This window comes from Pseudoalteromonas sp. Of7M-16, assembly GCF_022347805.1.
GTDB lineage: Bacteria > Pseudomonadota > Gammaproteobacteria > Enterobacterales > Alteromonadaceae > Pseudoalteromonas > Pseudoalteromonas luteoviolacea_F.
Window position 1 is genome coordinate 1 of record NZ_JAKRFY010000006.1, and the last position, 15,363, is coordinate 15,363.

Consider the following 15,363-nt stretch of genomic DNA (forward strand, 5'->3'; position numbering starts at 1 on the left):
ACCAATGCACATCATTTTTAGCGGCATGTGCTCTTAACACAGTTTGCGAACCCGCAAAGTTACCGTAGTGACTTCTAAAACTTTGTATCCTATCCAGCCTGGCCACTGGGTATTTAAACAGTAGTCAAGCAACCTAATTTATGCAAAGAATTTGTGCCTGTCCTATTTGGTTCTCGAACGATGGACCAAAAAACACATGGGATTGTGCGATCAACAAAGACAAGAAAACATACGTTCTAGAATTGTCATTTGTGCAACAGCCTGTTGCACAAACTTACAAAAGTGAAATTCCCAGCAGTATGTGACCAAACATGAAAAAGCCCCAGCTGGGGCTTTGAAAAATAGTAGTCTTCGAGTGAATTTTATATATAAATATCTAATTCACACTTCTATTAATACTCTAATTTATCATATTCGTCTGAAGTTAACTCATTTAAAAGTTTTACTTCTTTTAGAGACTCTTTATGAAAAACCAATACAATCGAGCCAACAAAAATAGCACTTTGCTTTCTTTGCACTATTGACGAAAACTCATTCTGTTTTAACTTTTTCGAAATACTATCGTAATTATCTTCTACATCGAAAGTATTTATTAGCTTCAATAAGACTTCATTTTTTGACTTCAGCTCTTCGAGAGATGCTGTAAAATATTTACTTCTTTCCCATCTATCTATGGCGTTAAATATCCAAAAACCATTCGTTATAAAAAGTAGTGTAGTTAGTAAAATAACAATATATTTCATGTCTTTATTTCCCTGCAGCAATCGCCGCATCGGCAAAATCACCACAATTATTAGTATATAAACTATATGCAGGTCTTTCGGGGTCGTGCATCACTTTTTCGGCGTATGAATTCACCAAGTTATGATTAGAATCTGCATGATATGTCGCTACAACTTCAGAATTCCTTCCTAAATTTTTACTTAAATAACTATATAGCTTATCTAATGACTCAGAAGTAGGAATGCCTTCTTCCATTATCAAATCAGGAATTATCTTACGCCTTACCATACCATTGTTTGCTTTATCATATCTTCCATACTCATAGTAACGAGTGCCACCAGTCAAAGGGTTAACAGATACAACAGCAGCATGATAGGCTTCAATATAAATAGGTTTACCTGTGAATGGGTTATTAATTTCCGTATTTATTGGGTAGTCATCGTATTTAATATAAATTGCATCCAACCCGAACAGGTCAACCATACTGTTAGGGTTCCCCAAAACATAACCATAGGTGTTAACCCCTCCGGCTATACCTATCGGATCTGATTGAATATACCGGCCAATACTTGGATCATAATCACGGAAGTAATTGTAGCTGTAGCTAGACTCACCATCATGATATTGACCTGGGAACCCGAAACCTTGCTCACTTTTCACGGGTTTGTAACTTTGCCCAAATGGTAACGTATGGCTTTGCCAAGTTAATTCACCAAATACATTGGATTGTGCCATAGGAGAACCTAAATGGTCATTGTGCATGTACTCAATCACATGAGAGCCACCTATAGACCTGATGCTGGCAACTCGTTGCTTGTTTAGATACACATATTCAACAAGAGGTTCCCCATCTGCATTTGATTCTGCTATGAGCAAATTATCTTGGTCAAAATGATAGTATGTCGTGGTTTCCTGACCGTTAACTGCAACCAGAACTTTAGCCACTCTTTGTCCTTTAGCGTTATAGATATACTCAACGTGTGAGCCATCATTAAAGGCTATTTTACTTAGTCGATTGGCTGCATTATAAACCAAAGACTTACCCTTCAAAGTATCCAGTATTGTCTGACCATTTTCATTATAATTGAATACGCGTACAGGTTTAACGCTCGGTGCAACCCGCTGCAACTGGTTACTATTCATCGCATACTGATAGGTTTCATCTTCAAGTACTAGTCTATCTTTTGACACCCACTTGCGATTGAGTCTGTTGCCCACTTGGTCATAGCCATAGGTCAATTGACCGTATTCGCCTTGAGCAAACGTGAGTCGACCTAAGTTGTCGTACTCAAAATGTTGAGATACCCCATCATTTTTAAGGCCAATAATATCGGTAATTTGGTCTGCTGCATTGTAAACATATTGTCTATTTAACAGACTGTTTAAACCATTAACAAGCTGGATAGATTCAAACTGACCATCCAAATCGTAAGTGCTTTGTTGACTAACACCATTGCCAAATGTGATGACTTCAGGCGCTTCAAATGCTTGATACTCTACATCTGTAACAAAATAAGTTTTGCGGTCTTCAAATGAGTTACTAGAAATAGCATTCACACGACCAGCGTTATCATAGTTATAACGAATGACCATACCACTCGGGTAAACTCGCGATTCCAACAGCCCATCATCTGCATAATTTAAATGCTGAGTAAAGCGCTTACCTTGTACTTGATAGGTGTGTTCCACTAGTTGACCAAGCGCATTGTATTGATATTGACTGCTACCGCTATTATCAACGACATTTGTTAATTGCCCTATTGCGCTATGTTTAGCTCTTTCTTTTGAAGTTAATTTACTGCCTTTTGAAGGCTCATCATATCGATAAAACACATCCTCATTGGCAGCGTCAGGGTAGCTAACATGGGTAATGCGCCCGATGGCATCATATTCATAGCCAACCGTTTGCCCCAAATTATCAAGCGTTTCGATAACTAAGCCCGCAGCGTTATGTTTATAGGCAGTAGTGCCCGTATCTGGGCTCACTTGCCTAACTTTCTCACCAAATCCATTATATTGGTACTCGGTTGTTAAGCCTCGCTGATCCGTGATATGGGTGAGCTGATCTTCTGTATCATAGGTTTGATAAACAACTCCACCATCTGCATCTGTTGTTTGGACTAACCTGTTTAAAGCATCAAACGCATGATGTGTCGTATTGCCCAAACCATTTGTCTTTGCTGTTACTCGCCCATTTCCATTGTACTGATATGAAACTTGGGAGTTCACTCCAACCGATGCAATTAATTGGCTCAGTTCATTAAACTGCTGTCGCTGTTGCTTTACTAGCTCACCACTGTAACTAAACACATTCGTCTTAATTGGGTTGCCTTCAAGATCTCTGACATATTCAACCTTTTCACCTAGGTGATTGTTCATGGTTTTGACTCGATAAGCTTCATCATAGGTATATGTTGTTACACTGCCGTTAGGATATACAATACGCTTGACCAGCCCTTGCCCTCGATTGTCACCACTATTGGCATACTCATAGAACGTTGTAGCTTTTACATCTTTGCCATCAACAGATGTAACTTTTGTTTTGCTACTTACCCAGCCACTCTCGTTATAAGTAAGCTCAGTCATAGAACCATTCGCGTGAGTAATTACCAAAGGACGCCCAGATGGATTGTGTTTAGTCACTTCAGTTTTATGTCCTAGGGCATTCGTTACTGAAATCTGGTTACCCAACTCATCATATTCGTACGTCGTAACGTCAGCAACATCCGTACGCGGCCCATCTACTTCAACAACTAAACCTCTTGAGTTGTAATCATAGTGAGTCGTACGACTCGGAAATACTTCCATCAGATTTTGCAACCAGCTTTGCTCTGCAGTCAAATCAAATATTGTATGACTCAAAAGTAAACCTGTACCCGAATACTCAAACACTTGCTTAGCTTTCTCTGTTTGGATTAGTTTCTTTATCGGGTATAAATCATGCCATTCCGTTAAAGTCGTTCGTTCAATATCTGTCCCTAACGCTTCCGTCCTGCTGATCTCCAGATCTCTGTCATTGTACGAATATGTGGTTACTACGCCGTTCCAGTCTGTACTTTTTGTTACATTTCCACGGCTATCATATTCATATTTCTGATTAGTAGACAGACAACTGGTACCACCATCTCCAGCTACATTTAATGGCTGATTACTATCATTGAATGTATAGCTCGTTTTAAAACCTAGCGAATTTGTAACAATACTCTGGTTGTTGGGCAAAAACCTGATGTTTACTTTCTCAATGTCACTGCCTAACGCACTGGAAACAGCTTTTCCATTATCATCATATCTCACTCTATGAAGAATACTCCCTTGTTCATTACTTATATGAGTGATAGCAGATCTGTAATCATAATTTCCGTAATGATACTTTTTATAGCCACGTTCGCCACCTTGGCTGGCAGGTCGCAATGCTTTTACTAACGTTCGATTAGCTAAGTTGTACTCATATTCAAAATTACCTTCAGGCGTTTCTAACTTAGTTAGTAAGCCTGCAAGATTATATTCTAGGTGGATCTCTACACCCATACTGTCTGTTACTGAAGTCAACATGCCTTTGTTGTCGTACTTCAAAAACTGTTGATACGAGCCTATCTCGTGAACTTCAATCAAATGCCCTTGTTCATTAAAGATCTCTGTAGTCCCGTCAACTAACTTTAATGCCCAACCGCTATCGATTTGCTGTAAATACTCTGAGCTATTTGCTGTATTCTCATAAGAATCATGTTTGTTAATTTTGCGACTAAAGGTTAGCTCTTTCTTATTTAAGCCCAAGTATCTAACAAGCTGTTTATTGCCTTTGATGAACTCAAGCTTCCTGTCAAAATTATGGCTCCAACCCATACCCAGACTAGATTTAGTCTTAGAGTAACTAAAGTAATATCGCTCGAACTTAAGTCGGCTATTTCCTGCTGCTTGATAGTCTCGCATGGTGAAATACTTTTCACCTGTGGAAATATTAATCGGATTAGCAGAACAAACAGAGCCTGTTCTACCATTGCTGTTGCCCTTCGAACCCTGAGCTCTCCAATCCGCCCTTAACGCCGCAGAAAAAGCAGCACTGAACGCGCCATTGGCAAACTTGCCGCCGCTCACTTTTGAAACTGTCCCTCCTACAATAGCACCGACTAAAACCTGGCCAACCGGGTTCCGAATTCCTCTACCAATTCCACCTGCGGCAGCGCCTAATCCTGCGGAAAAGAAGCCATGGCCAAAATTTCCCCCCATTAGCTTAGAAGTCGCACCACCAATCACTGCACTAGCAGCAATCGCCCCTATACCTTCTCCACCTGGCATTGCGGCTGCTGAAAAGCCTGCTAATAAGCCTTTATTCAGGCTGCCTGTAACAGCAAAGGTAGATCCCGCACTATATGCCGCCGTTGCAGCAGCGGCACACCACCCCTGACAGCCAGGAATAAAGTTAAGACCAACAGTGATCATGGTGTTAAGCCAGGGGACCTTGCCAATAGCACGAAGCATTTGCCAGGTTCCCGTCGCCTTCATTGCACCTTTAAGAAGCTTCTTAAACAAATACCCACTCGGATCCGTATAACTCAGCGGATTATTCAGCACATAACTATATCGGTTATAGTTCTGCAAATTACTCGGCGCTTGTACAAACGGATCCGCCTGCATAAACCGTCCGGTGTCTGCATCGTAGATCCGACCATTCATATGAATGATGCGGCTGTCATCACCTATTTTTATAGGTTCATGACCCGTGTAGCCTCTAAAGTTATCTGACACCACGTCAAATATTCTTTGCGCGCTGGTGAAGTTGAGCGCATCTGTTTCATTTATCGCACCATGTGACTTTTGCGCGCCAAATACATCGTATGAATACCGGGCTAGTAACTCGTAATTTCTGTTCGTCACCGCAATTATTGACCCTTGGTGGTCCGTAAACATCCATTGCAGCGCACTGTTACCGTTCATAAAGTACTTTTGCTGAGCGTCGTTGCCAATGTAGCGTTTGACAAAAGCAGTGTCGCCACCTTCTGTCGAGCGAACCGTCAGCTCTAGTGCACCCACGTAGTATATGGTTTGGTTGTCATCCTCACGCTTGTAACGGCGGTTATTCACATCATAATTAAAGCGCACCAATTTGCCATTTACATTCAATTTGGCTGCTTTATTTCTGCCCGTATATGCAACGCTACGATATAACGCATTATCTATATAAAGATTAGTCTGATTGCCATTTTTATCATAGCTGAATCGCTCTATTACTGTTCGCTCATCCACACTTTGGACATTTGGCTGGCCATCAGATTCGCGATCACCCGGTGGGCCGATATCAATAGGTGGCTCTACATCTATTGGCGGAATTATAATGGGGTTCACATTGCCACAACTATCTTCTATGTTGGCTGTGTTATATTGGCGGCTGGTAATGGCATGTTGTGGCGCTTCTCCTTCCCCATACGTTTGGGACCATTGACGGTCAACCCGATTACATACGCCATTGCTCTGCGTATAAGCTGTAAAGTCTGCCTTTTCAATTAAATTGCCACTGGCACTATAGCCAAACACTTTTTTACTCTGGATATGTGTCACCCGATTGAGCAAGTCATACTCATAGCTCTGCTCAGGCAGCATTAATTGCGCACGGCTTAGTAAATTACCAAGGCCATCAAAGTGATAAGAATCTGCTTGAATATAACTATAGTCTGTACTCGAAATAGTTTTCACCATGCCTTTACGGTCGTATGACACTGACATGAGCACATCGCCTTTTTTATAACCAGTCACTTGTCCACGGCTATTAAGGGTTTGAACCTTATAATAGCGTTGGCCATACTGGCCTTCACGCGCTTCATGCTTGGCGATAACTAGGCCATTCTTATAGGTGTTTCTAATACCCCTTGCATCAATAAACTGGCCACTTTCAAGTCTACGATAATCATCGAATTGTAAGCTCACCCGGCCAAATTCATCATAAGCAAATTGTTGGATCACACACAGAGAAGAAAGCGGATCTGTTAAGTCTACTTTTGGGGTTTGCTTGTTACTCGTATCCTTCTTGATTCGTAAATCATTTAAACGTGGATTAAACACGACTTCGCCGTCGCACTGTTGCGTTTCCAAGGCTGTCAATGTTGCAGCGGTGCGGCCAAAAGTATCGTAATAGTAATACTGTGACCATTCATCACCCTGTGTAACAGACTGCAACTGATGCACGTTATGCTCTTGGTCACCAAAGAGCCAAGTGCTTTCACCTTCATAAACGATGTCATTTTGCTCAATGTAGGCTGACTCGGTCGCTTCTCTACTCGCTGCTGTATTACTGGGTGCGCTCTGCCACTGCCTTACTTTTCTTCCTAATAGGTCATAGCGTGAATTCGTAGCCACACCTCGTGCATCGGTTTGCTTTGTTAATTCGCCAAAGGCATTGTATTCATATGTCCAGTTGCCGCTATTTATATCCGAAACAGCAACCTTACGACCCAATAAATCATATGTCTGGTTGAGTAAAACAGCATCACCATCTGCCGATGAGCGCACGCTCAGTTGATTGCCTCGACTATCATAAGTGTATTTAAGCGTGTTCCCCATAGGATCAGTAACAGAATCAACTTGACCCAATACATTGTTCACGGTTACGGTTGTTTGCCTTCCTGTAGAGACACCCAAGCCACTCAGTTCGACTGTTTGAGTCAACTCATTTTGATAGTACGTCGTTGTCACATAACTATCATGATCTGTCATTGACTGAACTCGATCAAACGCATCGTATCGGGTGCTCACACCTGCACTACCTGGTTGTTTTTGCTTCACCGCTCTGCCGTAGCGATCATATTCAACCTGTGTGTCTAACCAAGTACCAAGCACAGTCAAGCTACTGGTTTTGTATACCCGCCCTAACCTATCTAGGAACTGCTTTTCTACCAGCTCACCATTGACTATTTCGTTTGACTGGACGACACAAATATCACTGTCATAGCAGGTTGATAAATAGCGGTAGCTCTGTGCACCTGACGCACTATATGTACCAACCTTTCCTCCAAATACGTCGTAAAGCGTTTTAATGATCACGCCATCTACTGTCTTAACTGTTGTAGCCTGTCCAAAAGCATTTCGATCTATTACTTCACTCCCCTTAGTCCATAAATCTTCCTTATCCTTATTCACTTTTTGCTTGGTGGTAAGAAGATACCTGCCTTCTGATGTATATGTAGTTTCAGTTTCTCTGGTTTTTCTGTCGTCCCCTTCACAACCAGAATTTGTCGTCATTGTGCTTACTTGATTGCCGCGCGAATCATATTTATAGTGCGTTGTCAGCTCTAACTCACAACCCATACCTTGTGCAATGATCTCATTTTCAAGCATATATGCATTGTCGTGGTTCGCCTCGTAATAAGTAAAATTGGTCTTCAGAGTATGGTCACTCCCAACAGTAGAATGGGTTACTGTCGATTGTGACAGACGACCTAGTTTTTTATCGTTATCACTTTGACCATATACGTTACTTGTAAAAACACTAGATATAGATGAATTGATATCCAAGCTATCTATATCTTGCCAAGTTTGATGATTAGAGTAGTCTGAGTTTAAACGCGAAGGGCTGCCAGATAATCGATTCACTCGAATTGTAGTTACGTTACCAAAGGTATCTTGTGTTGTCTCTGTGCTCGAGCACTGGTTAGCACCAATATCCGGACTCATATTTAAATTGAGTATGCTGTTACACTCTTTCGCAATCTGATTGTAAACTTGGTAGACGGCACCCGAGCTATAATTGCTAGGTTGTATGGCATAAGTGTTGACCGCACTGCTGATCACTGTGCCATCATATGCTTTGATAGTTCTGGCCGGCATGCCCGTTAACGGAAATGCTTGGTGATAACGTGTCGTCGTGGTAAATCTATGTCCGCTTTTCACGTGCGTCGTGGTTAATGATTTAAAACCTAACATACCGCGACCACCAAATTGCACTTGCGCACCTTCATAAGAGTACGCTATAGAGCTTGTGAGTGTGTCATTTGCAGAGCTAGGGCTGTCAGTCTCCACTGCTGCAACCAATGCCATTGCCCCGCCATTGATAGAGGAAACTTTTAAACCCTGATGCTCAAAAGCGCTATAATCCTGCTTATCTTCTGCAAAATCAGACTGTTCATTCGCTGAAGAAAACGGTTTGTACACACTCTCATCAGACATTAATGCGTAGCGTATGCGGGTTTTATTTCCATACCCTTGAGTAACCTTTGATAGTGTTCCTTCATATGGTGACTGCTCCAAATTGTATTTCACCAATACACGGTTACCGGTTTTGAACAACAAGTCAGGCACGCCATCTTGGTTGTAATCGCTAAAGAAAGCATAATCGCCTTGCTCGAAGTGCACATCTGGCGTATTAAAAGTATTTTGCCAGTGAGCCTTTACAAATTTTTCTTCATCTTGTTGCCATACAAACTGGGTCCAGAAAGAAGAATTAGAAGCGGAAAGCTCTGTTGGGAAGTAGAGCTCAATTTGGCCATCTTTATTGACATCCATGACCAATGGGGCAATTTTACTACTGATCTTGTCATCATGTTCAGGCTGTGTTTTCGCCCAAGCGAAGTGCTTATCCTCAAACCAAATTCGTTCACTTGACTTGTTTAGCGCAACTCTCCACCCCTTTAGATTATCGCTACTTAATTCCGTTTTTAAATAGATAAAATCAACCAACCCATCACCATTGACATCGGCTGGAGTCAGATGCTCTATATCCTTAGCCGTACCTTGGCTGAAAATACCCGAGTCAAACGGGTTTAAAAAGCCAGTATGTGACAACCCTTGATTTAGATGAATATAAATGTGGCTCGCTTTATCTTCATCACAATTGGCGTTAGAGCAAGACAGTGAAATGATGTCTGCCAATCCATCAAAGTTAGCATCCATGGCATACCACTGTTTATTTTTTTTGGCCAATTGAAACTGGTGATCTGAAAGGTTTGAATATACCTTATTGGGCAGTAAAAACTCGTCTGCGTTTGGGTCAAACAAAGCGACGAAAATGTCATTGTTATCACTGAACTCCCCATGCCATTTATTAATTCTTGGCAGTGTCACTTCTTTTTGTTGGAAGATAAGATCAGCATAGCCATCCCCATTAAAATCAGCAAACTGACTATTTTTAACAAATGGCCCATAGCTGTCTGACAATGGCAACGACGTTAAATCGATACTACTTGTATTTACGGTTGCACTGGTCCAATAATCGTCATTGGCTGTCTGACTACCGTTGTAGCTGCTCTGCAGGCTGATCCACAATGACTGTTTGCCATCTCCATTGGCATCCACCACTTGCACATTGACCGACTCTGCATTGTCAAAACGATAAATATCCCGACACGCGACTCTGTTAGGCTCTTCAAATGTACTACCTTCCCAGAAACACAATGCGTAACGTTTATCTCCAATCTTTTCAAGTGTTGCCACTTCTGCTGTACCGTCGCCTTGGGTATCAATTAAGGTCATCGCAGCCAGTTTGTTGCTACCAGCTGTTGAAAAAATCTCCGAGTGTGATTTATAACTTAATTCATCCGCAAAAGGCGTGTAATCAAAATAAATCGGTCGCTTACAAACTTTATTGCGGCACTCAGCAACCTTATTCAGTAAACGTATACCTTTACTCTGCTCATTAAATGTGGGCGAATATTCACGCAACACAAATCCGTCGTGGTTTTTGACAATAATGTCATCTAGATAAGCCGCTTGTTCTATTTTAACGCCATCAATGTAACTCGAGTGGTATACATCAGTACGAGAATAAAGAAACTCGACGGTATTACCACTGTACTCTATTTTGCTTAATACCTTCTCGTTCTTTCCTAAAGAACCATCTCTTGTGTACACGTATTTGATTGACGTTGCGTCCTTTTGAAGGTTGTCCGTCGCCTTTTCAAGTAACCAAGTCAGCGTATGCTTTTGTTCATCTTCATCTGTGATACTCACTTCACTGTTGGCGGTGCCGCCAAAATATTTGTAAGAACCATCTTTGCCTCTTACGACAAACATGTTTGAGTCCGTTTCTGGGCTGGTGGTCAAAATGATAACTTGATGGCTTTTGATTTCGGTTTCAAAAGTAGCAAGGGTATCGAAACCTTCAATATACTCATTATCGTCACGCCTTATCAGACGCTGACCATCTAAGCAGTATCGATCTTCATCACTTAGGGTCAACCCTTTAAATTGACCGTCATGCGCTTTAGTTTGGCGACACCGACTGATACTTGAGGCCGCATTTAAGCTCCACCCAAGTGCAATGTTTGTACGTGATGTCTGAGAATTATAGTCGAGACTGACTGACGGTTTTACCCCAGTAATGCCTGCCGGTAATTCAATGGGAATAGTGTAGGTCGCCGAACCAGACTCACTGACTCTGAAACTGCCCAGCGTTGGGGATAGGCGCGCATGCTCCAGCAGCACCTCCATGCTAGGCGCATCGTTTTCTGCCTGCTCAAAGGGAATAGAAATACTCAGTGGCGCCGTCTGCGTGCTGTCGTATATTACTTCACTCACTTCATTAGAAAAGTTGTTGCTGCAGTGAAGTACTCTTGGGTTGTTTTTTAAGACGACGCGTACACATGCTTTTACTTTAAATCGATATTCCCCATTTTCATATTGCTTTGCCCAATAAGTGGTGTCTCCAAAAACGGGGCCATCTAATGCACTTTTTGCCGCAATGACTTCAGCACGATAGTAATTCTGATTATGCTTCGACACATACAATTCATACACTTCAGCCAATCCAGTTGAAGACACCGTAAGTTCAATGGTCTCAGTTCCTTGTTTTATGAGTGACAATGATGGAGCACTCAGGCCATCGCTCGGATCGACAGGATTCGTACCAAGTTCAATTTCCACTTGATTGCTCAGACCATCTGCATCAGAGTCATAGTCATAATCGCAGCTGTGTGATAGTAAACAAAAATCATAAAAGTAATACAGTAAGCTATACGCTGCCGTGTTGTACTGCTCTCTAGCGGCTCCTGCGCGCAATAACTCAACAAAGACTTCTGCACGAGTAGATCCATTTTGTAACCGCTCGACCCAATACGCCGGACTATTCCCTCCAAGTACGTCGTTACCAGTCAATTCACCAATAAAGTATTTAAACAATGTGTTGATAAAATTAATATCATCGGTATTGGCCAATTCAGGGTTTGCATTTATAAGCGCACTGATGATCTCGTTGAATGAATAACCTATCTCATAAAGGTAAGCCAGCAAGCTGAGTTGCTCTTTGCTTGGGGAGCGCTGCAACAGTATCAGCATCGCTTTTGTCAATCCGACTACTTTTGTATGCTCTTGATTTGGTTGCCAGTGACTATTTTCCCATTCGTCAATGTGCTCTCTAAATGCGTCATACAATATACCTAGCTCTTGCCACTTTATGGCATTGGCAGAGAGCAACCGCCTATCAATAACATGCAGCTCACCATCTGCAGTTTTGACGTAGATTTGCCCGCCAGCTGCAACATCGACTTGGTGATTGACTCCCGAAGGAAAATTATACTGCCACTGCACTTGACCAGACTCTTTATCTAGTGAATACAGACTGCTATCCATCGAGCCTACATACAAATTTCCGTCCTGATCTAACTGGGCGGGCGCCACGATGGGACCTTTAGATGTAAATAACCATTCCTGCACTTTCCTCAGCGACCCGTTATGCTCATTAGGCCTATGTCGCAATTTGTAAAATTGATGATTTTCCGAGCCAAAATAAATATGATCGTTTATAGATACGCTTTCGACCAATGGCCGGGCAGTCACTTTGGCTGGTATATCAGCGCGGCCACTGTTGTGGGTTTCAGGTTCGAATAGCCACAACTTAGTCAATGTATTTCCGTGTGTACTGTAACCTGCGAGTCCTGTTTCTCTGCCGACATAGAGATAACCGTTGTCGCTAATGGTCATTTGACTATCTAGCAGATCAGGTTGCCCGTCAACATCTGTAGAATCAACAACATAGATACTCTCCAAAATCTTGCCATTTTTACTGACGCCATTGGAGACATACACGTTTAGTCCACCCGGTTGTAATCCGGTACATATTTTTTGGTCAGCCTTGGCTGTGACAACATGATTGCTAAAGCTGTTTTTTGTTATTTCAATCAGCTCCCCCGTTGCCCGGATCCTGACTGTTATTTTGCTGTCCCTGCCACCTAAAAACAAACCGGAAAAACTCAGGATCACTTCTTGGTCACAATTTGGCTTTAGCTTATCCAGTCCATCGATAGACCGTAATATTGGTGCCATATGTTCGATAGTTTTTTGTTGCCCTGCGGTACACAAATCCATTGCGTTACAAGCGACCAACTCATAACTAACTCGCCCTTGTTCCAAAACTGACACAGGAAACTGCCTTGTAGTCAATTTTTCTGATTCGTAATTAGGGTTTTTGGTTTTATCACTTGGTAATCCTCGCCACGATATAACCTTGTAATAGCTGGTCACACCGTCACTATTATCTGGCCATGTTAACGTGTACCGCCCTCCCATTTGCCTTGCTAGTTCATTGAATTTCGGGGGCATCGGATTTTGAATTGGGTGATCAATCTCAATGCTTTGCTCTTGTGTATCACCCTCAATTTTATGCGTGGGGTTTCTGTCATCGTAGTTAACCCCCGTCACTTTATAGGTCAAAAGTTGCCCATGCATTTGTGTAGATGTATAAAAAGTATCGGTTGTTGTAATTCCATTTACTTTTATTAGTCGAGTCTGGTGTGGGTTAGTACTGTCTCCTAAGTAGGCATTGACAATGAATTCTTTTGTATGATTGTAATCACTAACTGAAAGCTCATACCCGTTTTCAATTGCATTGATTTGAAGTTTTGGCTTGGTGGGTTTAGCTGGCGTTGGGTATTTAACTAAAATGTCATCTAATTTCTTTGTGATTGAGCTGCCTGTATTGTCCGTGAGTGTCAGCATTATTGCGTGATCTCCTGCTGACATTGCTTGCCAAGAGATACTGACCTCTTGTGCTTCTTGCTCCGAGCTTGCTTGTGGTAAAGAAATATCCATCGTTGGAGAAGTCGACACGGCTTGAGTCTCATTACTACTGGTGAGATGCAAAGCTGTTAATTTCTCGGATTGACTAGAAAAGGCAGCCACTTTAACTTTGGCCGTCACTACGTCACCCACCAAAAATGCTGCCAATGGATTATTCGGATCCTTAACAATTTTTGACGCTGCAAAATTAAACCTATCTCTAAAAACAAGTAGATGGTTTATCGCAGTTGACAAACCTAGACCTTCTTTATCTTTTGCCTGCAACGATATGTACCATTCGTTTGAATTGCTAATATCTATACTTTGGGCAAGCTCTGCATAGGTGAAATCTGCCGAGCATTCCGTGTTTACAGGCCAAGGGGCTGAGTATTGACACTGTCTAAGGAGTTTGGAGCACGCCGAAACCGCAGGGGCTGATTGCCCTTTAGGGTTTAAACAAATGTTAATGAGTTGCACTCCGCTAGTGTCACTAACGGTTGCTATTATATTGACGGACTGATCTTTAAACGCCGAACCTGGCAACGCATTTAAGCGCGCAATGGGCGCATAATTAAAAATCACATTTGCAGTTTTAGAGACGGCTTCATATGGCGCATCTTCATTTGGACCATCCTTCACACGCACTGTAATAGGAAAGCGACTATTATTTGAGCTTGGTGTTGCCGCTATAGGCAATTCGGTGCATGTAATTTCGTGTCTTGTGAGAGTACAGTTATTTGCTGATCTATAGCTTGAACCATTGATCGTAAAAGTGCTCAAAATCATTTGGTTATAGGTTTGACTATCTGCATCAGTGATCTTAAAGGATACCAGTGCATCTTCGCCGGGCTGTAGTTCGCGATTATTACTGATAATAATATCGGAAATAACCGGAGCTGAATTAGGCTCAATTATATTTAATGCGACCGTCTTAGACCGAGTATTATTGTATTTATCAGTGGCAATTGCGGTCCAAGAATGCCCACCTACTGGCAATGACCCTATAGAATAATTGATATTGCAATCGAGGCTGTGGGCTCCCCCACTGTGGCTGCATGTCTTCAATATGCGGTGATCTTTTTTAATGATTACATTTGTGAGATCACGACCAGAATCTCTTGCTGTGAATTTAACACTGAATGCTTCGTTCTTGAATTTATCATCATGTGATTTTTGAATGAAATAAGGTAGGGTCTTCTCTTTGTAGGTTACATCCATAGTGCAACTGTGTATGTGCTCGGCATAGTCACAATTGCGCTCTAGCTCTCGCTCACGACCAGCACTTGCGCAGTTTTTCGTAAAAGATACAACATCCACAGTTATTGTATGCGTGCCAGTAGAGGGGAGATTTTTTAGCTCAATATAAGGCATGTAAGATTCATGAGTCGTCAACTCAGCCCCACCTTCCCAATTGGATCCTGAGTATGCAGTAGAACCAACTTTGACTTTTCCTATTCGGCTAAAGCCGCGTTGATACCTATGTTCAGTAAATTCGTCTCCTTCCATATTGGTCAGACGGATATGAAGAGATTGATTAGAATTGTTTTCAAATGACAGATCTGTCACATTTGTACATTTACTGGCAATCGCAAAGGTTGAAACCCCTCCAATTGCTATGAGTGCAATAAACAAAAGTAATTTTTTAACCAGTATACTTTTCAT

Annotated in this window: 2 protein-coding genes; both read right to left on the bottom strand. The window is 41.9% G+C overall.

The features are described 5' to 3' along the window. Positions 1–392: 392 nt before the first annotated feature. Positions 393–743, bottom strand: a complete 351-nt coding sequence (locus MHN81_RS07855) for a hypothetical protein (protein WP_239425472.1) — start codon at positions 741–743, stop codon at positions 393–395. A gap of 4 nt (positions 744–747) precedes the next feature. Further along, positions 748–15,363, bottom strand: a complete 14,616-nt coding sequence (locus MHN81_RS07860) for an RHS repeat-associated core domain-containing protein (protein ID WP_239425473.1) — start codon at positions 15,361–15,363, stop codon at positions 748–750.

Coding starts and splice junctions, on each gene's coding strand:
- MHN81_RS07855 (WP_239425472.1), bottom strand. CDS start 743: ATGAAATATATTGTTATTTTACTAACTACACTACTTTTTATAACGAAT.
- MHN81_RS07860 (WP_239425473.1), bottom strand. CDS start 15,363: ATGAAAAGTATACTGGTTAAAAAATTACTTTTGTTTATTGCACTCATA.